The following is a 24,356-nucleotide window of genomic DNA, read 5'->3' on the forward strand; positions in this document are numbered from 1 at the left end:
GCGGAGACGCCAACCTCTACGTCGGCAAGGGCCCGACGAGGGGAAATAGGGGTCCGATATGTGTGTCCCCCTTTTTCGATGTGTCCCGTACGTTTCCGCTTGTTTTTCTAGGAGAACTTGAGACGTTTTGTCAAAAATCCATCGTTCACAGACGTGCTCTTGCGCTGCCACTTGCGGGATGCCCCGGTTTTCCTGCTGGTAACAAGGGCCCCTATCGAGGAGGAATGAATGATGGGTAAAGTGTTGAATGGTCTGGGACGGATTGGGTAGCGGATGGCCCCTGAGGCTAGCGAGAGAGGCAGATCGATGAACCAGCGTTTTCCGATCGGAATCCGTTCAAGGACTCGGTGGCTCGCGCCCCTTGCGGTGGGATCGCTCGTGCTCACGCTCGGCAGTCGGGTCGATGCTCAAGAGGCAAGCGGCAATGGCGCGCCTCGTGCAGAGATGGCTCCGGAGGCCAGGGCCTTCTGGGATTCCGAACTGGCGGGGAGGCTGGGCAACTGGCTCATAAAGCGGATGGAGGAGACACCGGCCGAGGATCACCCCGAATGGTTGTTGATGCTGACCGACATCCTCCGCGGAAGTCAGCTCAATGCCACCGACGGGTGGTTCCGACGCCCCACGGGAGGCTCTCGCTATTCCTGGGAGGACGTCCGCAATCGTCTTGATCGCGACGGGGATGGATTCGTTGCTCGGCAGGAGTGGCCCGGGACGGCCGAGGACTTCGTTTCGGTGGACCGGACCGGAGACGGGCTGATTACCCGGGATGATTTCGATTGGTCGGAGCACGCGCTGGCCGGCGGGCCGGGCACGGCCCTGTTCTACCTGGCCGATACCGACGGCAACGGCAAGGTTGGGCGGGCAGAGTTCCTCGCGCTGTTCGAGCGGCTCGATCGAGGGGACCTCGGCTTCCTGTCGCGAGACGAATTGAAGGGTGTTTTCGATCAGGGCACGTTTAGCCGGTTGATGATGGAGCCGGGCATCAAGGGGGAAGGACCTCCGCCCTCGCCGGAGGGGCCGAGCAAGTCAACCCTGGTGCGCGGCCTGTTCACCCAGGAGATCGGGTCGCTCTGGCCCGGCCCCGCCGTCGGGGATCGCGCACCCGACTTCACACTGGGTTCGGTTGACGGGGACCGCGACGTGACACTCTCGTCGTACCGGGAACGCCTGGACCGGCCGATCGTGCTGATCTTCGGTAACTTTACGTGCGGCCCGTTCCGGAGCCAGGCCGGGAACATCGAGAAGATCTTCCGCCGCTACCGGGATCGGGCCGGCTTCCTGCTCGTTTATGTCCGGGAGGCGCACCCGACAGATGGTTGGCATATGTTCGACAATTTCCGGCAGGGATACACCCTTCCCCAGCCGACCGACGACGCCGGCCGGGTGGAGGTGGCCCGCCTCTGCCGACGGACGCTCGACCTGGCAGTACCGATGGTCGTCGACTCGATCGAGGACCCGGTAGGGACCCTTTACAGCGGCATGCCCGCTCGGCTCTACCTGATCGACCGCACGGGCGAGGTTGTCTTCAAGAGCGGCCGGGGCCCGTTCGGATTCAAGCCGGCGGAGCTGGAGCAGGCCCTGGCCTTGCTGTTGATGGACGAGGCCCAGTCGTCTCCCCAGGTCGACGACGAGGCCACCGACGAGGAGACGCGCTAAGGCAAACGGCCCATCACGCCGTCCGATCGCTCGGACGCGTGGCCGGGAGACAAGGTCTTCCGGGGAAACCGGGCTGGAATCACGATGCGACGGGTGTGCCCCTGGCTCGTGCCGCTGCGCCGCCCGGACAACGCGAACGTTCTCCAGACCACCCACGGAAACCGCTTGAGAACGGTTTTCGCCTGGTCGTCGCATGCCGAAGGGCAGGACTTCGCCCCACCAAACATCAACCTCTGATTCTTCGCCTACACTTCCGGCAATCGGCCTCCGGGGGCAAGCGGGAGTGCTCGAATCCGCCGGCCGGTCGCGGCGAAGATCGCGTTGCCGAAGGCCGGGGCGATGGCCACGATCGGCGTCTCGCCACCACCGGCGGAGGGAAGGTCGGACCGATCGACGAGGACGACCTCGACGCGATCGAAGACGTCGCTGAGGCGGGGGACTCGGTAGCGGGAGAAGCGGTCGTTGAGAATTCGGCCGTTTTCAAACGTAATCGCCTCGAACAGGGCGCCGCCAATCCCCTGGACCACCGACCCGCTGACCTGGTTGGTCAGGTGCAGCGGGTTGACAATCGCGCCGCACTCAAACGCGGTCACGGTTCGGACGATCTCGACCCGGCCCGAATCGTCGACGGCCACCTCGGCGCACGAGGCGACATGCCCTCCTTTCTCCATCCCGCAGGCCAGGCCGATGCCGTGGCCAGGCTCGACGTTCGCCCCTTCCCAGCCGAAGCGCTCGGCGGCGGCGTCGAGCACGGCCCGGACCCGATCCTGATTCAGGTTCTTCCGGCGGAAGTCCAGTGGGTCCATGCCGAGGGCGTGGGCCAGCTCGTCGATGATCGACTCGCGGGCGAAGTGGTTCGCCGTCGCCGCGAGCGCCCGATACGACCCTTGCCGCAGTGGTGAATCGGCCCGAATGAAGGCGATGTCACGCTCGGCAATCGCATAAGGCGGCTCGATCCCCGAGCCTCCCGAGTTGTAATTCGTGAATTCCCAGGCGGAGAGGGTGCCGTCCTTTGCAGCCCCGGCTCGCGCCTCGATCAATCCGGCCGGGCGGAAGTAGGCCCAGGTGAATTCCTCGGATCGGGTCCAGACGAGCTTGACCGGCCTGCCAACCGCTCGGGCCAGGCGAGCGGCCTCGACCGCGGCGTCTCCGGTGTGCTTGCCGCCGTAGCCGCTGCCGGTGTCGGGCACGATCACGCGGACCTGATCTTCGGCCAGGCCGAAGGCGGCCATCAGTTCCTCACGTACCCCGAACGGCCGCTGCGTGCCGGTCCAGACGGTCAGGCGGTCGCCGTCCCACTCGGCCACCGCGGCTCGGGGCTCCAGCGGGGCGTGGGCGATGGGAGCGATCGTGTAGCTTGCTTCGATCACCGCGTCGGCCTTGCTGAGCGCCTGGGCGAGCGGGCCGGAATCGTCCCTCCCGCGCCTGTCTTCGGCCGTACGCTTGAAATGATCGTAAAGCGTTTGATGGGTCGGGAGATCCCCCTCCGGCATCGTCCACTCGGCCCTGATGGCCTCCAGGGCTCGCTCGGCCATCGGTTCGTCGGGAGCGACGACGCCAATGAAATCCCCATCACGGACGACCATCACGCCGTCGACCGCTTCGGCATTCGAGGCGTCGACGCCCGGCTTCAACGCGGCGCCAAAGGCCGGCGGTCGGAGGACTTTACCGCGGAGCATTCCCGGCCGGTCGATGTCCGACGCATACTGATGCCGTCCGGTGACGAAGTCTCGGCCGTTGGCTTTCGGGGCGTCTTGCCCGGCGACCTCCCAGCGATCGCGGGGCCTCGGCGTGTCGTCCTCTTCGATCGCCTCGACGAGCCGCCGCCCGTGCGTCAACTCACCAAAACCGATCGACCGGCCCGACGGCGGATGCGTCAGCGCCCCCTCGGCCAGTTCGATCTCCGAGCGATCCACCCCCCACTGTTCGGCGGCCAGGCCGACGAGAATCGACCGCGCCGCCGAGGCGGCCCGGCGTAGTTGCGGGGCCATTGTCGGCGTCGTCCGGCTGCCGAAGGTCCCGCGATCATACGGCACGCGGTCGGTGTCTCCCATGACCATCGCCACCGCATCGACCGGCACGCGCAGCTCATCGGCAACGGCCTGCGACAGCGACGTCCGAGCGTTCTGGCCCACCTCGACCTTGCCCGTGAAGGCGGTGATGCCGCCATCCTCGCCGATCTGGAGCCAGGCGCCGATCTCTCTCGGCTCGGCTCCCGATCCGCCGCCGCTCTGCCCTCGACCTCGGCGTGCCTCTTGCGCCTCGGCCCGGCCCAGCAAGCAGAGCACCACCAGACCGCCGCCGAGCGACCGGAGAAAATCGCGCCGATCCAGCTCAATCGACGCCAGCCCCGACAGCAGCTCGTAACGTTCCGGCTCCAGTTCGAATTCCAACTCGCCAAACGTCGGATGATCGGTGTTCCTGTTCATTGGTCACCTCCGTTCATCCGATCGGCGGCTTGACGGATTGCGGCGACGATTTGCGGATACGTCCCGCACCGGCAAAGGTTGCGGTCAAGCGCCTTGGCAATCGCCTCCGGGGTCGGGTTCGGGTCGTCCTGCAGCAAGACCGTTGCGGCCATGATCATCCCCGACGTGCAGTAGCCACATTGTAGGGCATCGCAATCGAGGAACGCCTGCTGGACCGGATGCAGCGTGCCGTCGTCGGCTTCGAGTCCCTCGATGGTCGTGATCTCCCGATCGGCCACCGCCCGCAGCCGAACCACGCACGACCGTGCCGCCATGCCGTCAATGATCACCGAGCACGCGCCGCATTGCCCTTCGCCGCAACCGTACTTGCTGCCGGTCAGGCCCAGCTCGTCCCGCAGCACGCCGAGCAACGGGCGATCCGGCTCGGCCGCGACGCTGCGCAGCTGGCCATTGATGCGAAGTTCCAAGGTGGGGGGCATCGGGGCCTCCTCAACGGTTTGCGGCTGGCAATCCGATGGAACCGACCGGGCAAGCGACTGCTCAGAACCGGCCGAGGGGACGACTTTCCGATCGTAACGCCCCGAAGACATTCCGGTCGAGCAACCTTCTGATCCGTTGCCCGTTTTCGTCGGGTGCCGTCGAGTCCTCGAAGACGCACCGCCGAGCTTGGCAGGCGGATGGGTGCGTCTTCGAGGACTCGACGCCACCCGACCGGAGCAACTTCGCAATCCTTCCTGCTCGATTCGGACCGGCCGTTGCCCCAGCAGGTGAACGGATGGTAAACTGAAAGGACAGTTGCATCAGGGCGAGCTTCAGCCTGCCCTGGGGGACCGTGCGGGACGGTCGCCCGGCATCGCTCACCACGAAGTCGAAGAGGAGGATCTCAGAGATGCCCCCGATCCGACTGAATCGCCGTCACTTCCTCGGTTGCTCGGCCGCCGCCGGCTGGGCGATCTCGCAAGGGAAGGACGTCGAGGGAGCGATGCCCTTGCCCCCCGTCCGTCTTGGCCTGATCGGCCTGGGCAATCGGGGTACGAACCTCCTCCGCTCGGCCCTCGACCTGCCCGAAGCTGAAATCATCGCCCTGGCCGACGTCGAGGAACGCCACCGTCGCCGCGCCCAGGGGATCGCCGAAAAAGCCCGCAACCGTCGGCCCGACGCCTACGCCGATCCGCTCGAACTCCTCGCCCGAGACGACCTCGACGCCGTCCTCATCGCCGTGCCCAACGACCAGCACGCGCGTTTGAACGTCGCCGCCCTCGACGCCGGCAAGCACCTGTACGCGGAGAAGCCGCTGGGCCTTGATCTGACGGAGTGCGACGCCCTCATCGCCGCGTCGGCCTCCCGGCCCGACCAGGTCGTCCACGTCGGCTTCCAGCGCCGCTCGAACCCGAGATTCCGCGAAGGGGTGGACCTGATCCGCTCCGGCGACCTCGGCACCCCTCTTGAAGCCCGAAGCTCCTGGACCAGCAGCAACGGCCCGGTCGACGGCCACGACAACTGGCTCTCGCACCGTGAGCGCTCCGGCGACTGGATGATCGAGCAGGGGGTGCACATCTGGGACTGGCTCCACTGGGTCGCCGACGGCCCCCCGGCCCGCGCCTGCGGCTTCGGCCGCCGCGACGTCTTCGCCGATCTCCAGCCCGATCGCGACGTGACCGACCACTATTCCGTCACCCTCGAATGGCCGAACGGCTTCCACGCCTCGTTCGTCCATAGCTGGGTCGATCCGGCCGACGACGCCTTCACCGGCATCGCGCAGCGCATCGTCGGCACCGCCGGCGGCTTCGACTTCGGCACCGGCACCGCCACCTTCCGCGATCGCTCCCTCCCCCGTCGCTCGATCCACCCCGGCAACCTCCCCGACACCCGCTTCGCCCTCTCCGCCTTCCTCGTCGCCATCCGCTCCCCCGAGCCGATCGCGCCCCCCGTCACCTTGCACGATGCCCGCCTCGCCACCCTGACCGGCCTTCTGGTTCGGCGGGCGGTCGACGAGCGCCGGGTCGTCTCGCTTGATGAAATCGAGGCCCCATCGACCGCCTGACCTCGGGGCCTCGCCGATGGCACACAACGATCATCCGTCGTGGCCCTGGTATCTCTGGCCGTTGGCGTCAATCGTCCTCCTCCTCTTGCCCCTGGCGGTCCTGCTTTCCATTCCCCTCGCTTATGTGCTGATGGGCCTCAATGCGATGATTGAGCGGCGCTTTCGCCGCAAGATGAACGCGCAAGGCCGCCTCCTCTCCTGGGACGACCTGACCCCGGCCCTGAACGACGGCTCCGGCACCCTGATTATCGAGCAGGCGAACAAATTGCCGGTGCGTGTCTGGTGGACTCCCGACGACGTCCTGGCGATCGCCCAGTGCCCGCCCCCGGATGACGAGCAACTTCAATGCGATGCCGTCTCGCCCCCGAACACTCCCCACCCGTTCGTCTCATGGTGTCATCAGCAATACACGCATGAAGAAACAGGCACGGCCCTGCTGACGCTTCCGACCCTCGAATTGCCCCCCGGCCTGTTCTTCTCCCCGTTCTTCCGCGAGCATTTCCCCCGCCTTTCGGTCATCGACACCGTCTTTTGCTGAAGGCTGGCCCCCGATGAGCCGACCCCGACGCGATTCCCAGACGAACCGGTTCTCGCTCCGGGCAATCCTCGCCCTGCTGGCCGTGCTCGCGATCGCCCTGGCGATGGCCCGGCCGATGCTCCGGGAGGGATTCCGGGGCCTCGAACGCCGGGCCTGGATCGCCCTGAACCGGCGCGACATGGACCGGCATCTCGATGTCAACCGGATCGTCCCCCTCGTGAACCGATTCGCCGAGGCGATCGCGTCGGATCGGCTCGACGACGCCTACGAGTTGACCGCCATGAGCTACCGGCGGGCGGTCCCATTCGATCGGTTCGCGGACGCGATCGCCCCGCTTCCCCTCGACCAGTCTCCCCGAGAGGTCGTCTTCGGCGTCACCCGCCTCGACGACGTCCGGCGCCGCCTCGTCTCCGAGTACGACCTCGCCTTCGGCCCCCGCCCCCCCGCCGACTCGGCCGGTCCCGATCCCCGGCCGATCGTCCGCCTCACCCTCGTCACCGAGGCCGGCCAGCTTTGCATCAGCCGCATCGATCCCCTCCCGCTGACTTCTCCCTGACCCTCGCCCCTGCCGGCCCTTTCCCCCGCTCGATCGATTCCGCCTGCGTCGTTTGCGTCTCCGCGAGAGGTCCCCGTCCCCTCAACCATTTTCCCCGTCTTTCGGCCCTCGACACCCTCTTTCTCTGAAGCCCGACCCCCGACCAGCCGATCCCAACCCGGTTGCCAACCCCTTTCTTCCTTCCCCCCATCCGTGTTTCATCCGTGGCTGAAATTCCCTCCCGTCTCTTGCCCCTCCCCCTCGCCCCTCCCTCTGCCGATCGGGTAACATGATCCGTTGGAAGTCTCGTTCGTTCGACGGGCTCCCTGGGCCGCGCCGCGGCCGATCGTGCCGAAGTCGAGCGACCGATCCACCTGAACCAATCCGCCACGTCCGGAGTGATTCTTCGATGACCGACAAGAAAACGACGGTAAACCGCCGCGGCTTCCTTCAGACCTCCGGCCTGGCCGCCGGCGCCGCCACGGCCGTGGGAGCCTTCCCGCACCCGGCGATCGGTGAAGTCAAGGGGGCCAACGAGCGCCTGAACGTCGCCATCATCGGCCCCGGCGGTCGGGCCCAGGGCCACATCCGCCACCTCCAGGAGCTCGGCGACGAGGCGAACGTCAAGATCGCCGCCGTCTGCGACGTCTGGGACGGCAACAAGGACGTCGGCCGCGGCCTGTATCCCTCGGCCGAGAAGTGCGGCCTGAACGTCGACGACAAGAAGAACGTCACCAAGGACTACCGCACGCTGCTCGACCGCGACGACATCGACGTCGTCCTCGTCGCCACCCCCGACCACTGGCACGCCAAGCAGTGCATCGACTTCATGGAGGCCGGCAAGGACGTCTACTGCGAAAAGCCGATGACCCACACGATCGACGAAGCCCGTCGTGTGGCCGAAACCGTCAAGAAGACCGGCCAGGTCTTCACCGTCGGCGTCCAGTCCACCGCCCACCCGCAGTGGAAGATGGCCCACGACCGCATCACCGGCGGCCAGATCGGCAAGATCGTCCAGGCCCAGACCCAGTACTACCGCAACAGCGCGATGGGCCAGTGGCGATACTACCCCCTGACCGAGGACATGAACCCGAACACGGTCGACTGGAAGATGTTCCTCGGCACCGAGTTCGGCCTCGCCAAGGACCAGCCCTTCAACCGCGCCCGATACGCTCAGTGGCGCTGCTACTGGGACTTCGGCGGCGGCATGTACACCGACCTGTTCGTCCACCAGCTCACGCACATGTTGATTGCGCTGGGCCTGAAGTTCCCCCGCCGGGTCGTCGGCGGCGGCGGCCTGTACCTCGAATATGACGGCCGAGACGTGCCCGATGTCGCCACCGTCGTGGCCGACTACGACGAAGGCGCCCAGGTCATCATCACCGCCACCATGGTCAACGACACGCCGATCGACGAGGTGATCCGCGGCCACACCGGCACCATCAAGTTCACCTACAACGGCTTCGAGATCACCCCGCAGGTCCTCCGCGGCGCCCCGGCCCCGCCGACCCGCGAGGCCGCCGGCGAAGGCGGTGTCGAAGTTGTTGACGCCGGCTTCGACGCCCGCGGCGACGCCGACACCCGCGCCCTCTGGCGCCACTTCTTCGAGTGCGTCCGCTCGCGCAACCAGGACACCCTCTGCCCCGCCGACCTCGGCTACGCCGCCATCGCCACCGTCAACCTCGGCGTCGACAGCTACCGCAACGGCAAGGCCTACTTCTTCGACAAGGACTCCGGCCAGGTCTCCGAAGCCGACGAATCCTGGGCCAAGAAGTGGGAAAAGGTCTCCCACCAGCGCGGCAAGCCCAATCACGTCGCCGGCTGGGAAGCCGGAGACGAAGGCTCCCTCCTCTACCCCCCCGACTACCAGAAGCTCGAAGGCGACTGGGTCAACGGCCAGGACCCCGCCAAGCGCTCCTGAGCCCCTCGGGTTCCACGGGCACTCTCTTCCGGGAGGCTGGGGTCATCCTCTTGACCCCCGCCTCCCCAACGCCCCCTGCATTCCCCCTCTCGCCAAGAAATTTGGGTGGCACTGGTGCCTTCACCAGTGTCCCCTCCGCTCGTCCCGAACCACCACCTTCGAATCACCGGCCGACGTCACCACGCCTGGCCCGATCGATCACCTCTGCGAGGACCACTTGCTCCGCCTCAAGGCCGAACCAGGCCTGGAATTGCCTGCGATAGCTTTGCACTGGTGAAGTCACCAGTGCCACTCGCCCGCACAACCATAATAACAATCAGATCACATGTGTTAAGTATTGAAATTTATGGTGTTCTTTCACTTCTGGCTGACCTAATGAGGAAATTTCGCAATGATTTCAGTCAACGAATTTAGGGAACGCTGCAGACAAGATTCCCCAGAAGACATTGTGGACGAGATACTGCTTACAGAAGAGTCGACACACGTATCGAAAGAAAACAAGCATTACATAATCGAACAGTTGTCTTCGGCATTTGCAGTTCCCGCGCCGTCAGTTCAAGTGTGGATTACAGGTTCTGCTAAACTTGGGTTTTCTCTTGTAGAGAAAACGAGAAAAGATCGAAATGGTATACACGAGGTTCTTTCTAGGTATCGTTCGTTCGGCCCTGATTCAGACATCGACATAGCTGTAGTAAGCCCGGAAATATTCCGAATGATTTGGGATGACCTTTCAATTTTTGCACACGGTTACGCATGGATGCCATGGGATTCAAAACGACTTGGGGACTATATGGTGTACGGCTGGTTGAGGCCAGACCATTTTCCGCGTGGCAGTAGGCTCAGACGTTGCGATGATTGGTGGGACTGTTTTCGCTATTTCTCTGCCGATTTGCGATTTGGTCGACGCAAGGTTCGTGGAGGGCTTTTTCATTCGTTGTCAGATTTGAAAAGGTATCTTCGGCGTGCCGTTAAGGAGTGCATCAACTTTGAAAGAGAGAATTCATGAAGACCTCTGCGTCTAACAAAAAGATTCGAGAAATTATCAGCATGGTTAAAACGGGGAAACTTATTCCCAAGCCCGAATTTCAGAGGAGATTGGTGTGGACGCACAAAGATAAAGACCACTTTTTAGACACAATACTTCGTGGGTATCCTTTCCCAGAAATATATTTGGCAGACGGGGATGTAGATCTTGATTCCGGCGAAGGCACCCAACTCTTAGTAGATGGATTGCAGAGGGTTAGCACAATTCTCGAATACTTTGAAGGATCTCCAAATCTCCGATTACTTACGATTCCCCCCTACAGAGAATTGGAGGAAGACCAAAAAAAGGAATTCCTTCAGTACGATGTCGCTGTGAGAGATCTTGGAAGTGCAAACAGAAGGCAGATTATCGATACATTCAAACGAATAAATGCAACCAAATATTCTCTTTTGGACATTGAAGTCAACAACGCCGTTTACGCGGGAGAGTTGAAAAAATTCGCTGAGCGGATCGCAGAAGACGACTTTTTTATTCGTAATCGCGTATTTGATGCTCGCGATTTCAAGCGCATGGGCGATCTTCGTTACACGTTAACTCTAATAATTACGTTTTTGCAGGGTTATTTCAATCGAGATGACGACTTCGGCGAACTATTAGATCGCTTCAATGATGAATTTCCCCGAGAACAGGAAATCGAGCAACGACTTCGATTTTGTTTTGACCTGGTGTCGGAATGTGGCTTTGAAGCAAAAAGTCGAATATGGAAGAAGGCAGACCTATTCACCGTGCTTGTAGAGCTCGATAAGCTTCGCCAGTCTGGAATCCAGCTTCCCCAACCGTTGCAATTACTTGAGAAATTGACCGATTTTTATGAGCAAATAGACGAGACTAATGATGTTGGCTCAAGCAATATTCCCGCTATCTATTACAAGGCCTCCCTCCAAGCAACGAACGACCGTGTTAATCGTCTAAGGCGAGGCTTCATCATAGGCGGACTACTTCAAGGTCGAACATACGAAAACATTCTTAATGAAATTGAGGCGGAAAAACTTATATGACACACGAAGAACGGGCGGGTGGCACTGGTGACTTCACCAGTGTTCGATATGATTGATCCAAACAACTCACCCCAGTGTCTTCGCCGGCGGAACCACGCCTCACGCCACGTCCCACCTCGTCACACACAACCGTAGCCTGGGGTCACGCAACGTCTGGAACCATCTCCGATCGGCTTGCACTGGTGAGGGCACCAGTGCCACCAAAAAAACGAAGGGCGAACGGGCGTGGGAGCACCCAAACGCGTCAAGCACGGTCACGAGCCGGGCGACCTGCACGAATTGACCTTCTCGTGCTACCGGAGGCTCCCGCTCCTGACCAACGACCGATGGCGAACCCTGCTCGCTCGGGCGATCGACAGCGCCGTAGAACGCCATGAATTCCATCTGATCGCCTTCGTGTTCATGCCCGGGCATGTCCACTTGCTCGTCCTTCCGCTCTCGCAAGAGCCCCGGATCGATCGGCTCCTGAAGGCGATCAAGCGTCCCTTCTCTGGACAGATCAAGCGCGACCTGATCACCTCCGGCAGCCGCCTGCTCGATCGCCTGATCGTCCGCGAGCGACCCGGGCGCTCTTGCTTCCGATTCTGGCAGGAAGGGCCGGGATTCGACCGCAACCTGAACTCAGAGGCCGCCGTCATGGCCGCCATCGAGCACATCCACCTCAACCCCGTCCGACGACGCCTCTGCTCCCGGGCCGACGCCTACCGATGGTCCAGCGCCTGGCGATTCGACCGTCCCGAGCTCCCCCCCGATCCCGATCTGCCCACCCTTCACAACCTCTCCTACGAAGTCTTCACCGGTCCCGAAACACGAGGCCAGTAAGCCTCCTCACATCGCGGAACCTTGATCTGTCGTTCGACACTGGACGACTGAGAACGGTCGGCCCATCGGTATTGAATTGCCCTCGCCGTCGCTCGTCACCGTCGACGGCCTCAATCAGGTCCTCGACGCCTTGCACCTCGAACCCGTCGCCCCCGAGGAGGTCGCCCCCGTCGGTGCGGCCTGAGTCGAGTCGGTCATGGCGGGTGGCAGTGGTACGTTCAGCCGCGTCCCCTCCGCTCGTCCCGAACCAACACCTTTAAATCACCGGCAAACGTCTCCACGCCCTGGCCCGATCGATCAATGTGTGCCAGGGCACTTTGCGTCAACCCAGGGCCGCGAGTTCCCAGATAACACCTGCCGGCACGTGGCACGGATGGAGTCACTTGCGCCACGAGTCAAAGGGCCGAGCGTCAGTCGGAGGAGAGGGGGCGGGTGCAGGGGTCGTCGGGGCGCACGTCGGGGCGGACACGGATCCAGTGGTCGGAGAAGAGGATGCCCTGGCCGGCGTCGGTGCCGGGCATGTGGCAGTCGATGCAGCCAAGGTTGACGGTCGGCGGGGTGGGGGGGGCGTCAGAGGGGGTGTGACAGCTCAGGCAGAGGGACTGGTAGTGAAGTGGGTCCGTCTCGACCCGAGCGTGCGGGTCGTGGCAGGTCACGCAGCTCAGAGCCCCCGGGCTCTCGGTGTAGCAGGCCGATTGCAGGAGGCCGACGGGCTGGAAGCGGGCCAGTTGCGGATTCTGGGGAGAGAGTTCGCGGGGGGCCAGGTCCTCCGGCATCCGATGGCACTCGCCGCACGAAGCCACCGTGTCGGAGGCGAGGGAGCCGAAGCCCAGCGGCATCGACAGGTCGAGGTCGCCGCGGTGGGCAGCCTCGACGTGGCCTGAGGCGGGCCCGTGGCAGCGCTCGCAGGAGACGTTGAGAATCAGGTCCTCCCGGTCGAACTCGCCCGGCCGTGTGGCTAACCTCGTCGAGTGGCAGGCGAGGCACCGGAGTGTCGCGGGCGGCCGAGACTCGTGGCCCATCGGGCCGGATCGGCCAAGCCTGGCGTCGGCCTCCTGGCCCGGGGTGACTCGCATCGTCTCGCCGTCCCCGGCGAAATACGTCATCCGGTGCTCCAGCGAGCCCGGTGGGCCCGAGACGCGGCCGATCAACGTGAGGAAGGTTGTTGAGTGATGCCCCGACCCCACGGCGAAGTCGATCGGGAGGGATTCTCTGTCGTTCCCCACAATCCGCTCGACGAGGAACGAGCCGTCGGCCAGTTCGTAGCGCCACGAGACGTCGGGGTGCTCCGGGTCGGGCACGGTTTGGCCGTCGAGGAGGCGGGCCACCGGATGCTCGGCGGCCGGTTGGAGCGTCTTCGAGTGGCCGGAGCCGAGGTAGCGGATGTGCTCGGCCGGGTGGCAGTCCCGGCACGACTCGTCACCAACATAGGTCCAGGCGGGCTCGGGCTCGGGCTCGGTGGCGAGGGTCGTCCGACGGGCGACCTCGGGGCCGGACAATCCCCGACGCCCTCGGTCATTCGGGTCGCACCCCAGCACAATGAACAGGGCCATCACCCCGACCAGCAGGCTCGAAACCGAGATGACCGGATTGATCGCTCTGGACTGCACCGGAACCACCCCCTGGGACCTCGGCGGATCATCGAGCCAACGCTCACGAAACGCTCCCGGGCCGGTCGAGGGACCGATCAAGCCCCGCCGCCTCCCCCCGGCCTTCTCCAACCCCGAAGATTCTACTGTAACGGCCTGAAGGCCGAGGGATCAAGGTTATCGTCTGGACGTCGAAATTGTCTCAAAGATTTCATATACACACTATTGAGTTAATCACCACTGAGTCGCCGGGGTGAACCGACGAAGGAGGCCGAGCCAACGACGGCAGCGGAGTTGTTGAGTCTGGAGGTCAGCCTCGATGATGTCGCATTGCTTGACGTTTGCGACTCGGAGTGCTCTTGAGCCTCATCGCCCCTGAGCCCAGATCGATCGGGCCGAGGAGGTCGCCCCCGTCGGCACGGCCTGAGAGAGTTGTGGCGTTCGGGAAACGAAGACGCGGGGAATGGCGATTTCAAGAAACATCCACTCACGGAGGGAGTGGACCGCGCGTAAACCAGGTGGCACCACCGCTCCGCGAAGGTTCGGGGAGTGGGGCCGCTGATGTGAGCGGAATCGGCGGGCATCAGAGCGATGATGTCGGGCCAGCAGGAGTTCCGCTTCCTCGACCAAGAACGGGGTCACTCCCCCCCGGTCGAGCGCGATCAGTGCGTGGGCGGAGCGGTCGGCGCGAGGGTGGACGGGGAGATGATCCCGTCAACACGTCGGCCACGACCGCCGGGAGGTTTCCATGCGCTCCCTTCTCCTGGCCGCAGGTCTGACTCTGGGGATTGCGATTCCCCCAGCAGCGGAGGCGGGCGTGATCACGACCTTCCGCACCTCCAAGAATGGCATGAACGCCATCCGTTATCAGGGTTCGACGTATACATTCAACGATCTGGTCGATCGGCGTAACCTCAATCCCGCACGTTTCGATCATTACCATCATCGGCTCGGATACGCGATCTCCCTCGGTCGGGACGGGCTCCAGGCCCGTCGCGATCTGAACCCGCGCCGGTTCGATGCCTATCACCCGGTGCTCGCGTACTTGATCGACGGCAGCAATCCCGGCGGCCAGGGGGACCCCTCTCCCTCATTCCCGGGCTCGTCGCTCGATCCGATCCCGATCCCCGGCCCGATCCCGCCCGTCGACCCGGTCCCCCCGATCACTCCCCCCGAGCTCGTCACGCCCCCCGGCCCGGCTCCGCCGCTCAACGATCTTCTCACGCCCACCGACCCCATCAATCCACTGGACCCGACGCTGCCGATCGACCCAATCGACCCCATTGATCCGACCGACCCAAACGATTCCGAGGAGTTGATCGGCTCGGACCCCTGGCCCGATCCGGACCTGGTTCCGATCCCCGAGCCTTCCAGCCTGATCCTTGCCCTGGGCAGTCTCCTGATTCTGGGAGGATACGGCCTGATCCACCGTCGCAGCCAGGTGGCAAGGGGCGCGTCGGTTTCCACCCAGGTTCGATCGGGTTGACCCCCACACAATGCCCCGGGTTCTTTGTCGGCGGAACCAACAAGCGCGAAATCATCCGCACCTTGTCCCGGACGTGGTTACGGCCAGGAGTCACGCACGCCTCGGAACCGGTCGCGCTCCAGGGGCACGGCCAAGGACATCTATTCATCATTGTTCAAGATTCGGTACAGATGGACCTGATACCCTTCGAAGCGGTCCTGCCAGGTCCCCTCGGCGGCGTCGATCGCGCGATCCTCGCCAAGGACCTCGACCCGGACATCGCCGGAGTCAGGAAGGGTGAAAGTGGCGGTCGTCTCTCCGTCGCGCATCGAGACGGCAAAGAGATACGTGGCCCCGTCGTATTGCCTGACGGCGACGGCAATCGGCACGTCCTCGTTCGAGGAGGAGACGCGGGCGAGGTCGGGTCGATCGGGAGCGTGAAGCACCGGGGCAAGCTCCTGGATCTGACGGTTCAGGGCGGCAACCTCCCGGCTCATGGCGTCGTCGGCAAGGAGCCCGGCCTCGATGAAGTTTGGCTGGAACTGGTGACAGAAATAGATGATCCCCCGAGCGCCTTGGATCAGGGCCATCCAGACCTCAACCCGCGTGTCACTCGGCGAGGGGGAGTAATCCGAGTTGTTGATCCGGGTCGTCTCGATGCAGCACCAGACCGGCTTGCGATCCTCGGTCCATTGGCGGAGCCGCTCGACGCCGAGCGGAACATACCAAAGGTTGCCGGCAACGTCCGGGTGGTCGTGGCAGGCGGGATAGATGTCGAAGGAGGCGATGTCGCACCCTTCAACGTAGTCCGGATAATCCTCGGGGTGGTTCGTGCGGACCCCTCGGCCTCGCCAGCCATCCCAGGCAACCCCCTGGCCAAGGTTCAGCAAGACGGGGCGATCGGGGTCGGTCTGCTTGATCACCCGGTACTGATCGACAATCGTTTTTGTCGCGATCGGAGGGCCGTAGCCGCCTCCTTCGGGCAGTCGCTGGGCGTTGTCGGGCTCGTCGCCGTGCATCCAGCCGATGATCGTCGCGCGGTCCTTGAATCGAAGGGAACGGTCATTCTGGCCACAGATCAAGCGCATTCCGGCGGCGTCGAGGATGTCAAGTTGCTCCTCCGTCGGCCCTCGCCAGAGCCCCACATACGTGTTGATGCCGATACTTCGATACCGTTCGGCATTGGCGGGGGCCTGAAGCCAAACGGCGATCGGAAAGCTCTTGGGGTCGTCGAGCGGGTTGGACACGGTCGGCTCGTCGGCCGGAACGGTCGTGCCCAGAACCAGGGTCAGCAGCAAGGTCAGCGGCAATCGCTCGCGACGCGGAATCATGATCGCATCCTGTCTCGAAGTTGAGCCACACGGTCGTCCATTGGAGTGGGTTTCCCGGACGGGCTGGTCTGCTCGGCCCCGAGGGCCCCCAGCACCGCGCCGAGGATTCCCGGGAATATCGTCCCGAGCAAGCCGCCCAGAGGGATCCAGTCGGGGCCGCCGGGAGTCTTCCCGAGCAGCTGAGCGCCGACTGAGACAATCACCCCCATCCCCAGGCCCAGTAGCATCCCGACCACCCCGCCGACCACACTGAACAGGGCCGATAACCGGATCGCCCCGAGGACCCCGCTCGAACCGGCCGGCGGCACGAGGATCATCACCGGAAGCAAGCCCGCGTAGATCATCCACAGGGGCAGCCCATGAAGCGAGCGATCGAGGAACGCGATTGAAGGATCCTCGGGGTCAACATACGCCGTGACGGGTTGGCCGACTTCATACCGGTCGATCAGCTTCCGGGCGCCTCGGGCTCGGAAGCTCGGCCAGTCGAGCGGGCAGACCGTCTCGGAGGTCATCGACCGCCCCTCCACCTCGTACTGGTAGCGGACGATCGGCCGGTAAGAAAAGGACCGCGAGACGCCCCCCGTCCGGGCGTTGCGCGTGGTCTGCGAATGGACGTCGACCGATTTCGAGACCACGGTCGCCTCGACCGGGCGATAGGTCGCCAGCTTGCGGTACTGCCCGATCGTGGAAACGCCACCAACTATTGCCAGCGAAAGACCGAGCATACAGACAACACCAATGATCAGGCGAGCGCGGGTCATGAAGGGGTAGACCTCTCGAACACTCCCGGCCGCCGGGCCTGGTCCATTCCTCGGAGCCACCCACCCGCGCCGGACCCTGGTTCTTCGGAGGATCGATCACAATGGTTCTTCGGAGGATCGATCACAATCTTTTGAATCGGGCGATGATTTCTGGAGGCTTGCAGTCAGGATCACGGTTTACTCACTGAAATCATGCCGCCTCGGTGCTCCCCGGTTCCTCCCTCCCGAGCGTCGGCCGGAGGAATGACCAGCCGAGCATCCCCATCGTCAGGGCCAGACCGATCGTCGAGCCAAGCAGGCCGAGGCGGAAGGAGTCAGGCTCATAGGTATAAACCAGCTCATGGGTTCCGCTCGGCACGGCGGCGCCCCGCATCATGCGGTTGGTGCGGATGATGGGGGCGGGCTCGCCGTCGATCGTCAACCGCCAACCGGGATAGTAGGTGTCGGCCAGCACCACCAGGCCCGGCCGTTCCAGCGTGGCCCGAAGCTCGACGCGCTGGGGCTCATGGGATACCACCTCCACTCGCTCGCCCGCCAGCGGCGGACCGGCACTTGTAAACCCCTGTAAATCACTCGGATCATCCGGCTCAACCCAGGCGATGCGACGGGGGTCGTACACATTCAGATCCGGATTCGACCAGAACGGATCGCCGGGGCCAGGGTGCAGAATCTCATTCATCACCCCCACCCGATCCTGCCGGTCGAGCCCCGTGATCGGCGTGATCGACTTCAACTCATGCACGATCCAGGCCCGAGGGTAATACGCCTCATTTCTGAGAATTTGAACATCATGTTCTAGATAAATCCGATTTTGCTCCTCGGGCGACAGGGCGGCAAATGCCTCGCGGTCCGGATCGATCACCGTGGTGTCGGGCAGAAAGGCGGCAAAGCTTCGGAACTCGCTCACCCACTCCGCAGAGACCATCGGGACAATAAAGTATCGGGTATTCCAGAGGTCGAACCCCCGGCGCGGGAAAACGACGATCTCCTTGCCCGCCTCCTCGTCCAGCATCCGGGCCGCCTCAGGCCGCAGCCGACGCTGAAAGGGAGCGAAGAAGAACATAATGTCATAAAGCTCCGCCGTTCCTTCGGTATGGGTGTATTCGACCCCCGAAAGCAGGCCGTACTTCGGCTGAATCGAGTCACGTTCCCATCGTACGAGTTCCCGGACGCGATCCGGGTCGCTCGACAGGGTCCAGTCGAGCGGGCTCCAGACGGGCATCCGGTGGATCCGGTAGGGGCCTTCGGTCGGCTGTTCAGCCTCAGCCTCGGCGATCAGTTCCAGCACCCTCGGCGTGTTCTCGACGTCAAGCATCTCCTGCGGCACGGTCAGGATGAATCGGGAATTGGCCACAGCCAGATCGGCGGTCAGAGTGATCAGCATCAGAGCCGCGCCCAGTTTCGGACGGCGAACGGCGAGGGGGGCGATCGCAAGCATCAACGTCATCACGACGGCGGCATGACCGAGCGCGCGGACCGTCTCAAATCGGGCCGACTCGGGCTGGATCGGGCCGAAGGTGCTGCCTTGTGTCGCCATCTGATCCGAGGCAATCCAGGCCACGAACCGCTCCGACCCGATCGCCAGCGCCACCCCCGCAACGATCGTCAGCACCAGCGCCATCGCGGCCGTCACCAGGACGGGTCGGGTGCGTCCGCGAATGAGCCGATCCCATCCAAAGCCGCTCAGCCCGGCAATCCCCAAGGCGGCGAAGGTCATGAACTTCGCTGGATAGCGGAAGCCGTCGAACCCCGGCAAGACGACGGCCAGGAACCAGTAGAAACTGCCGTCGCCGTCTCGGAGCATCCCATCCACGCGAACGGGTCCGGTCATCGGGGGATCGTGCGAGCCAATTTGCTCTGCCAGCCCCGGCGCGAACCGGGCGAACCAGAGCGGGCTCGTATACATCCCCATCCCCGCCAGCACCCCGAGCAGCGCAACGGCCGACAAGAGCCCCCGGCCCGGCGTCCCGCCCCGGAAGCCGAAGGCCGCGATCGCCAGCACCAGAATCGGCCCGCCAAGGTAATGCGACGGTACCCAGACCTTCTGTGATCCTCCGGGTGGCAGCAGATACATCCAGGTCGATTCCACGCCGAAGGTCACACCGAACACGTTCGGCCAGAGGAACTCAACCAGGCGGTACGGCTCGACGCTGAAGGCGTAGATCTCGTGCGAACCTTCGCGGGCGACCCGGCTCGACAGGCTGTTGAACTCGCTCGACGGCAACAGCTGCGCCGCCGAGAGCAAACCGGCCAGGGCCGCCGATCCGAGCAACAGGGCCAGCATCGCCATGCGGGTCCTCCCCTTCGGACTCCGCTTCCAGACGACCGCGATCAGCACCACCGCCACCGCCCAGCATCCCAGCACAATCTTCGAGGCGAACGGCGTCCACGGGAAGATGGGCATCGGCCGCGTCTGTGTGGCCCTCGGGCGCAGCTCCGGCAGCCAGAACCCGGCAAGGAGCGTCAGCCCGACCCAGGCGATCAGCCCCCCGATTGCAACCATTGTCCACACCAGCCATCGAGACGATCGAGGGCGGTCGAGGTTCTCGGGCGATCGCCGGGCCGATCCCACAATCGCCAGCGCATATCCAGCAGCAATCAGGCCGGTGACGTACGTCGCCTGCGGGTCGCCGCCGAGCGTCTGCATCGTCAGCACGGCCGCCAGCTCCACGATCGCCCGACGCCGACGGAGCCGGACCAGCCGATCGACCGCCAGCAACCCCAGCGGCATCCACGCCGCACCCACAAGAAAGATAATATTGCAGTATTGAAACAACACCGGAACACCAAAGCCGTAGCCGAGCGCCGCGATCAGCGATCCGGTACGGCTGACCCGCCAGTGCCTCATCAATGCGAACATCGCACCGAGGGCTAGCAGCATATGCGCGAGGGTGTAGAGCCGCGCCCCCCAGGCGTACGGGACCCCTGCATAGAGCAGCTTCCCCGGATAGAGCACCGCCGAGGTCGGCTGCCCGAGCAAGGGCATCCCGCCGTTTTCCCAGGGGTTCCATAGGGGCACCCGCCCGGCGTTCCACTCGTCCTGCACCACCTTGTAGAGCGGGTAGTAGAAGTGCCCCGCGTCTCGGTAGGCGAACTGCTCCCCCCAGAACAATGCCGGGCCGAAGCAAACGATCAGCAAGGTCAGCAGGCAGGCCAGCCCAAGCAGCGGAACAAAAAATCGGCGATGGTTCATCTCAACCCAGAACACCCCGCGGGCCGCTCGACTCGTCACCCGAAGCAGATTCCTCGAGCCACGCAAACTTGCTCACCCCAACCCTCGACCCCGCAAGCGGGGGGAAGGTGGCCGAAGACTGGATGAGGGGGGCCAATCCACTCGCAAGGGCTGCTTCAGTGGCGATGCGTCGAACTCAAGACAGTCGTCGGGCAAACCCGTTCAACCCCACGGCTGTCACACCCGCGACCCCTATTCTAAGGCAGATTCGGGCCACTGGGCAGGCTCGACCGGACCGAATCGTACAATTCGGTCCGCGATCCCGAACGCGACGAGAGCCAGAGAGGCCGTCCGGGACTCGGCTCTCGTCGCGTCAAAGGCTCAACACGTTCGAAGATGTCACTGTACCCGACGAGCCGTCTGAATCAGGACCGCTTCGACCGGAACGTCGTCGAAGGTGGCCCGCTCAAGCTGTCGGCCACGGCCCTTGGCCATCGCCGGGGCCCGACCGGTTTCGACCCGGGCAATCTGGTCGACCACCTCCATCCCTTCCACCACCTTGCCGAAAACGGCATAGCCCCAACCCTGCTGGGTCTTGTTCCGATGGTTCAGGAAGTCGTTGTCCGACAGGTTGATGAAGAACTGCGCCGAGGCCGAGTCGGGGTCTGGGGTGCGGGCCATGGCCAGCGTGCCGCGCTCGTTCTTCAGGCCGTTGTCGGCCTCGTTCTTGATCGAGGCGCGGGTCTCCTTCTCCTGGATCGGCTGCCCGGCGGCGAAGCCTCCCCCCTGGATCATGAAGCCCTGCGGCTGCTGCGGGTTCGGGCCGATGACCCGGTGGAAGACCGTGTTGTTGTAGTGCCCAGAATCAACGTATTGCAGGAAGTTTTCGACCGTCTTGGGTGCTTCCTTTTGGAAAAGCTCCACGACGACCGTCCCCTTGCTCGTCTCCAGGGCGACGCGGGGGTTGGCGTCCTGGGCCTGGCCGGTGGCGGCCCCGGCGGCGAACGTGGCGAAGATCATAGAAGCGATCAACCGGTGTGAGATACTCATGGTAAGGTCGTTCATCCCTTGGGCCTGGCCCCAATTCCCACCAACGCAGCCGACACAGCCCGACCCGTTCCGATCGGGGCGAGGGCTCAATGGAAGGTCTTCGGGGCGAGCGCGAATCGATCCGTCGGGTCGAAGGCCCGCCGCGGCGACGGGCCACGGGAATACCAGTGTAGTGACTCCTCGCCCGATGTTCGAGTCCGAGCCCCCCTCGGCGACCGCACCCGCCCACAGGCTCGCCCCCAGCTACCGCGTTCGGCTATGCTGTTCCTTCCGAGACCGAGCCGGGCCGGGCCAGAGCCGACCTTCAGATGGCCCGATCCCCGCTCGGGTCTTCCCGCGCCTCGATCGAACTCGTGAGTAGAACCGATGACTCGTCGCACCCTGCCCGCGATCGTCTGGACCGTGGTGATCGTGGTCATCTGCCTCACCCCCGCCTCGTGGCTCGGCTCGGGGGGAGGGGGGGACGGCCCGTCGTTCCTCGATCGCCTGCTCGGGCCGATCTTCGGCTCCTTACCCTATGATAAGGCGATTCACTTCGGCATCTTCTTCGTGTTCGGTCTCCTCTGGCACGGGGCCGGAGCGAGCATCCGCGCAACCTTCCTCGGTGGCCTGGCGCTCGCCATTGGGACCGAGCTGGGTCAGTCGATCCCGGTTCTGGAGCGCACGACCGACCTGGACGATCTGATCGCCAATGTCTCAGGCATCGTCGCGGCCTTCATCCTTGTCTGGCTCGGGAAACCTCGGACCACTCACCTGGCCCCGGACCCAAACCCCTGACATCCGCCCTTCGCCACGGAATCGACGCCATGAGTGTGTCTTCCACGGAGACCTCGGTCACCATCCGAGCCGAGCCGATCGACGCGATCCGTTGCCGGTTCTTCGTCAACCGGGTGCTCGACCCCGATCGATGGGCCTATTTCCACGAGCGATCGGCCGCGTCCGGCTCGCCGCTGGCCGAGCGCCTGATGGCGATCGAGGGGGTGACGGCGGTCCTGATCGCACACGACAGCGTGACCATCACCCGAGACGGCCCGAGCGGCGTCCCCGTGATCGGCCCAGCGCTGATCCGCCTCCGTCGCCTGATCGGAGACGCTCGGGCCGGTGCCGACTCCTGGCCGAGGCTCGGCAAACAGGTGGGCGAGGCGATCCGAGGCCACCTGGCCACCGGCGATCCCGCCGTCTCCGACGCCGCGCATGCCGCAATGCCCACCTCAACCGCCCTGGCCGATCGGGTCCGCCAGGTGCTCGACGAGCACGTTAATCCGGTCGTCGCCGGCCACGGCGGCAAGGTCGAGCTGGTGGAGATGAAGGACAACGTTGCCTACCTCCGCATGGGAGGCGGCTGCCAGGGGTGCGGCCTCGCCGATGTGACCCTGCGGCACGGCGTCGAGGCAATCCTCCGCGACCTCGTGCCCGAACTCGGCCCCATCTTCGACCTGACCAACCACGCCGCAGGGACGGCTCCCTATGCGCCCGGCCGATCAGGCCGGTCGCCCCTGGCGAAACGGGGATGACCGGACCGACTCGGCGTCCTGCCCCGTCGATCACCCCCCAATGAGAGGGAATCGGATCATGGTGTTCATCTCCTGGCTTGCCGCTTCATTGATCCTTGCCGCGAGCTTCGATCTACCGGCCGAGACGCGCCAGGCGACCGGCGTGAAGGTCGGGGAAGTGACGCCGCACTCGGCCATCGTCTGGATGCGCCTGACCGAACACCCCGAGCGCAACCCCGAAGGCGCCGAACTCATCGGCCGGCCGACCGACGACGATCTGACTCCGACCGACGACGAGGTCCCCACCCTCCGCCACGCCAGCCCCGGTTCCCCGGGACGGGTACGCCTCCGCTTCGGCACCGATCCCGACCTGACCGACGCGCGATCGACCGCTTGGGCCGGGGTGGACGCCTCGACCGACTTCGCCCATCAGTTCCTGCTCGATGGTCTGGAGCCTGATGCGGTCTACCACTACGCCGCCGAGACGGCTGGGCTCGAAGGCGAACCCGAGCATGCTCCCCTGTTCGGACGGTTCCGCACGGCCCCGTTGCCTAACGAACCGGCCCCCGTCACCTTCACCGTCGTCACCGGCATGATGTACAAGGATCTGGATCATCCCGATGGCTTCACCATCTACGAATCGATGGGGCGCCTCGATCCCGATTTCCTCGTCCCGACCGGCGATACCGTCTACTACGACAACGAATCCCCACGGGCGAAGACCATCCCCCTGGCCCGTTACCACTGGCAACGGATGTACGGCTGCCCGCGTCACATCGACTTTCACCGGCATGTCCCCGCCTACTGGGAGAAGGACGATCACGATACCCTCAGCGACGACTGCTGGCCCGGCATGGCCCCCGAGTTCATGCTCCCCCTGACCTTCGCCGATGGCCTACGCATCTTCCGCGAACAGGTCCCGATGGGGGACGGCCCAACCTATCGCACCTATCGCTGGGGCAAGGATCTGCAAGTCTGGCTCGTCGAGGGGCGTGATTACCGAACCCCCAACCCCGAGCCCGACGGCCCCGACAAATCCATCTGGGGAGCCGAGCAAAAAGCCTGGCTCAAGCAGACGATGCTCGAAAGCGACGCCACCTGGAAGGTCCTCGTCAGCCCGACTCCCATCGTCGGACCCGACCGCGCCCGCAAGCGCGACAACCACGCCAATGAGGCCTTCGCCACCGAAGGTCGCGAAATCCGCGAGTGGCTCGCCGCCAACCTCCCCGACAACGCCTTCATCGCCTGCGGCGACCGCCACTGGCAATATCACTCGATCGACCCGGAGACCGGCGTTCACGAATTTTCGTGCGGCCCCGCCAGCGACCAGCACGCCGGCGGCTCCCCCGGCTTCGAGCCCGACTATCACCGCTTCCACCGCATGCTCGGCGGATTCCTCTCCGTCTCCGTCGATCGACCCGACGGCGTGCCGACCATCGCCTTCCGCTTCCACGACGTTGATGGCACCGTCCAGCACGAGTATGTTCGAACGATCAACGAGTAATCA

At 64.3% G+C, this 24,356-nt stretch carries 21 protein-coding genes; 13 read left to right on the forward strand and 8 right to left on the reverse strand.

Annotated elements, in window-relative coordinates:
* The first annotated feature begins 306 nt into the window (after positions 1-306).
* Both HG800_RS24880 and HG800_RS24885 read left to right on the forward strand, forming a co-directional pair.
* Complete coding sequence (locus HG800_RS24880; protein ID WP_169980707.1) at positions 307-1,656, forward strand: deiodinase family protein; 1,350 nt, start codon at positions 307-309, stop codon at positions 1,654-1,656.
* 84 nt (positions 1,657-1,740) lie between these two features.
* On the forward strand, positions 1,741-1,893 hold the full coding sequence (locus HG800_RS24885; protein ID WP_169980708.1) for a hypothetical protein: 153 nt from the start codon (positions 1,741-1,743) through the stop codon (positions 1,891-1,893).
* 8 nt (positions 1,894-1,901) lie between these two features.
* Here the strand turns inward: HG800_RS24885 and HG800_RS24890 are convergent, their stop codons facing one another.
* Together HG800_RS24890 and HG800_RS24895 are read right to left on the reverse strand one after the other, a co-directional pair.
* Complete coding sequence (locus HG800_RS24890) at positions 1,902-4,085, reverse strand: xanthine dehydrogenase family protein molybdopterin-binding subunit (RefSeq protein ID WP_169980710.1); 2,184 nt, start codon at positions 4,083-4,085, stop codon at positions 1,902-1,904.
* Positions 4,082-4,564 carry a (2Fe-2S)-binding protein gene (locus HG800_RS24895; RefSeq protein WP_169980711.1) on the reverse strand — a complete coding sequence of 161 codons (483 nt, stop codon included), beginning with the start codon at positions 4,562-4,564 and terminating at the stop codon, positions 4,082-4,084. The genes HG800_RS24890 and HG800_RS24895 overlap by 4 nt, the downstream gene beginning before the upstream one ends.
* Before the next feature lie 410 nt (positions 4,565-4,974).
* Between HG800_RS24895 and HG800_RS24900 the strand changes: the two genes are divergently transcribed.
* From HG800_RS24900 to HG800_RS24930, 7 genes are all read left to right on the forward strand, one after another.
* Positions 4,975-6,129: a Gfo/Idh/MocA family protein gene (locus HG800_RS24900; RefSeq protein ID WP_169980712.1), complete on the forward strand. Its 1,155-nt coding sequence runs from the start codon at positions 4,975-4,977 to the stop codon at positions 6,127-6,129.
* Between the two features lie 16 nt (positions 6,130-6,145).
* Positions 6,146-6,667, forward strand: coding sequence for a hypothetical protein (locus HG800_RS24905; protein WP_169980713.1), 522 nt, complete (start codon positions 6,146-6,148; stop codon positions 6,665-6,667).
* 13 nt (positions 6,668-6,680) lie between these two features.
* A complete protein-coding gene (locus HG800_RS24910) occupies positions 6,681-7,223 on the forward strand; it encodes a hypothetical protein (RefSeq protein ID WP_169980714.1) in 543 nt (180 codons plus the stop codon).
* Positions 7,224-7,611: 388 nt separating this feature from the next.
* A complete protein-coding gene (locus HG800_RS24915; RefSeq protein ID WP_169980715.1) occupies positions 7,612-9,123 on the forward strand; it encodes a Gfo/Idh/MocA family protein in 1,512 nt (503 codons plus the stop codon).
* Positions 9,124-9,514: 391 nt separating this feature from the next.
* Complete coding sequence (locus tag HG800_RS24920; RefSeq protein WP_169980716.1) at positions 9,515-10,129, forward strand: hypothetical protein; 615 nt, start codon at positions 9,515-9,517, stop codon at positions 10,127-10,129.
* Positions 10,126-11,166 carry a DUF262 domain-containing protein gene (locus HG800_RS24925; protein WP_169980717.1) on the forward strand — a complete coding sequence of 347 codons (1,041 nt, stop codon included), beginning with the start codon at positions 10,126-10,128 and terminating at the stop codon, positions 11,164-11,166. Before HG800_RS24920 ends, HG800_RS24925 begins: the two co-directional genes overlap by 4 nt.
* Positions 11,167-11,391: 225 nt before the next feature.
* Complete coding sequence (locus tag HG800_RS24930; protein ID WP_169980718.1) at positions 11,392-11,988, forward strand: transposase; 597 nt, start codon at positions 11,392-11,394, stop codon at positions 11,986-11,988.
* Positions 11,989-12,398: 410 nt separating this feature from the next.
* Here HG800_RS24930 and HG800_RS24935 read toward each other — a convergent pair whose 3' ends face one another.
* Both HG800_RS24935 and HG800_RS24940 read right to left on the reverse strand, forming a co-directional pair.
* Positions 12,399-13,679, reverse strand: a complete 1,281-nt coding sequence (locus tag HG800_RS24935) for a multiheme c-type cytochrome (protein WP_169980720.1) — start codon at positions 13,677-13,679, stop codon at positions 12,399-12,401.
* A gap of 264 nt (positions 13,680-13,943) precedes the next feature.
* Complete coding sequence (locus HG800_RS24940; protein ID WP_169980721.1) at positions 13,944-14,219, reverse strand: hypothetical protein; 276 nt, start codon at positions 14,217-14,219, stop codon at positions 13,944-13,946.
* A 106-nt stretch (positions 14,220-14,325) separates the two neighbouring features.
* On the opposite strand from HG800_RS24940, the gene HG800_RS24945 reads away from it, so the two are divergent.
* The gene (locus HG800_RS24945) at positions 14,326-15,063 is read left to right on the forward strand and encodes a hypothetical protein (protein WP_169980722.1); all 738 of its coding nucleotides are present in this window, start codon (positions 14,326-14,328) and stop codon (positions 15,061-15,063) included.
* Between the two features lie 140 nt (positions 15,064-15,203).
* On the opposite strand, the gene HG800_RS24950 is transcribed toward HG800_RS24945, so the two are convergent.
* From HG800_RS24950 to HG800_RS24965, 4 genes are all read right to left on the reverse strand, one after another.
* A complete protein-coding gene (locus HG800_RS24950) occupies positions 15,204-16,373 on the reverse strand; it encodes a hypothetical protein (protein WP_169980723.1) in 1,170 nt (389 codons plus the stop codon).
* Positions 16,370-17,134, reverse strand: coding sequence for a DUF3592 domain-containing protein (locus HG800_RS24955; RefSeq protein WP_169980724.1), 765 nt, complete (start codon positions 17,132-17,134; stop codon positions 16,370-16,372). Before HG800_RS24955 ends, HG800_RS24950 begins: the two co-directional genes overlap by 4 nt.
* Before the next feature lie 190 nt (positions 17,135-17,324).
* The gene (locus HG800_RS24960; RefSeq protein WP_169980725.1) at positions 17,325-20,366 is read right to left on the reverse strand and encodes a YfhO family protein; all 3,042 of its coding nucleotides are present in this window, start codon (positions 20,364-20,366) and stop codon (positions 17,325-17,327) included.
* Between the two features lie 339 nt (positions 20,367-20,705).
* Positions 20,706-21,356 (reverse strand): peptidylprolyl isomerase, encoded by a 651-nt coding sequence (locus tag HG800_RS24965; RefSeq protein ID WP_169980726.1) that lies wholly within the window; start codon positions 21,354-21,356, stop codon positions 20,706-20,708.
* Positions 21,357-21,722: 366 nt separating this feature from the next.
* Here HG800_RS24965 and HG800_RS24970 point away from each other — a divergent pair, with 366 nt between their 5' ends.
* The 3 genes from HG800_RS24970 to HG800_RS24980 are packed head-to-tail and all read left to right on the forward strand — an operon-like array spanning position 21,723 to position 24,353.
* Positions 21,723-22,133, forward strand: a complete 411-nt coding sequence (locus tag HG800_RS24970) for a VanZ family protein (RefSeq protein ID WP_169980727.1) — start codon at positions 21,723-21,725, stop codon at positions 22,131-22,133.
* Positions 22,134-22,162: 29 nt separating this feature from the next.
* Positions 22,163-22,870, forward strand: coding sequence for a NifU family protein (locus tag HG800_RS24975; RefSeq protein ID WP_169980729.1), 708 nt, complete (start codon positions 22,163-22,165; stop codon positions 22,868-22,870).
* A gap of 58 nt (positions 22,871-22,928) precedes the next feature.
* The gene (locus HG800_RS24980) at positions 22,929-24,353 is read left to right on the forward strand and encodes an alkaline phosphatase D family protein (RefSeq protein ID WP_169980731.1); all 1,425 of its coding nucleotides are present in this window, start codon (positions 22,929-22,931) and stop codon (positions 24,351-24,353) included.
* The last annotated feature ends 3 nt before the right edge of the window (positions 24,354-24,356 follow it).

This window comes from Tautonia rosea (genome assembly GCF_012958305.1).
Lineage (GTDB): Bacteria > Planctomycetota > Planctomycetia > Isosphaerales > Isosphaeraceae > Tautonia > Tautonia rosea.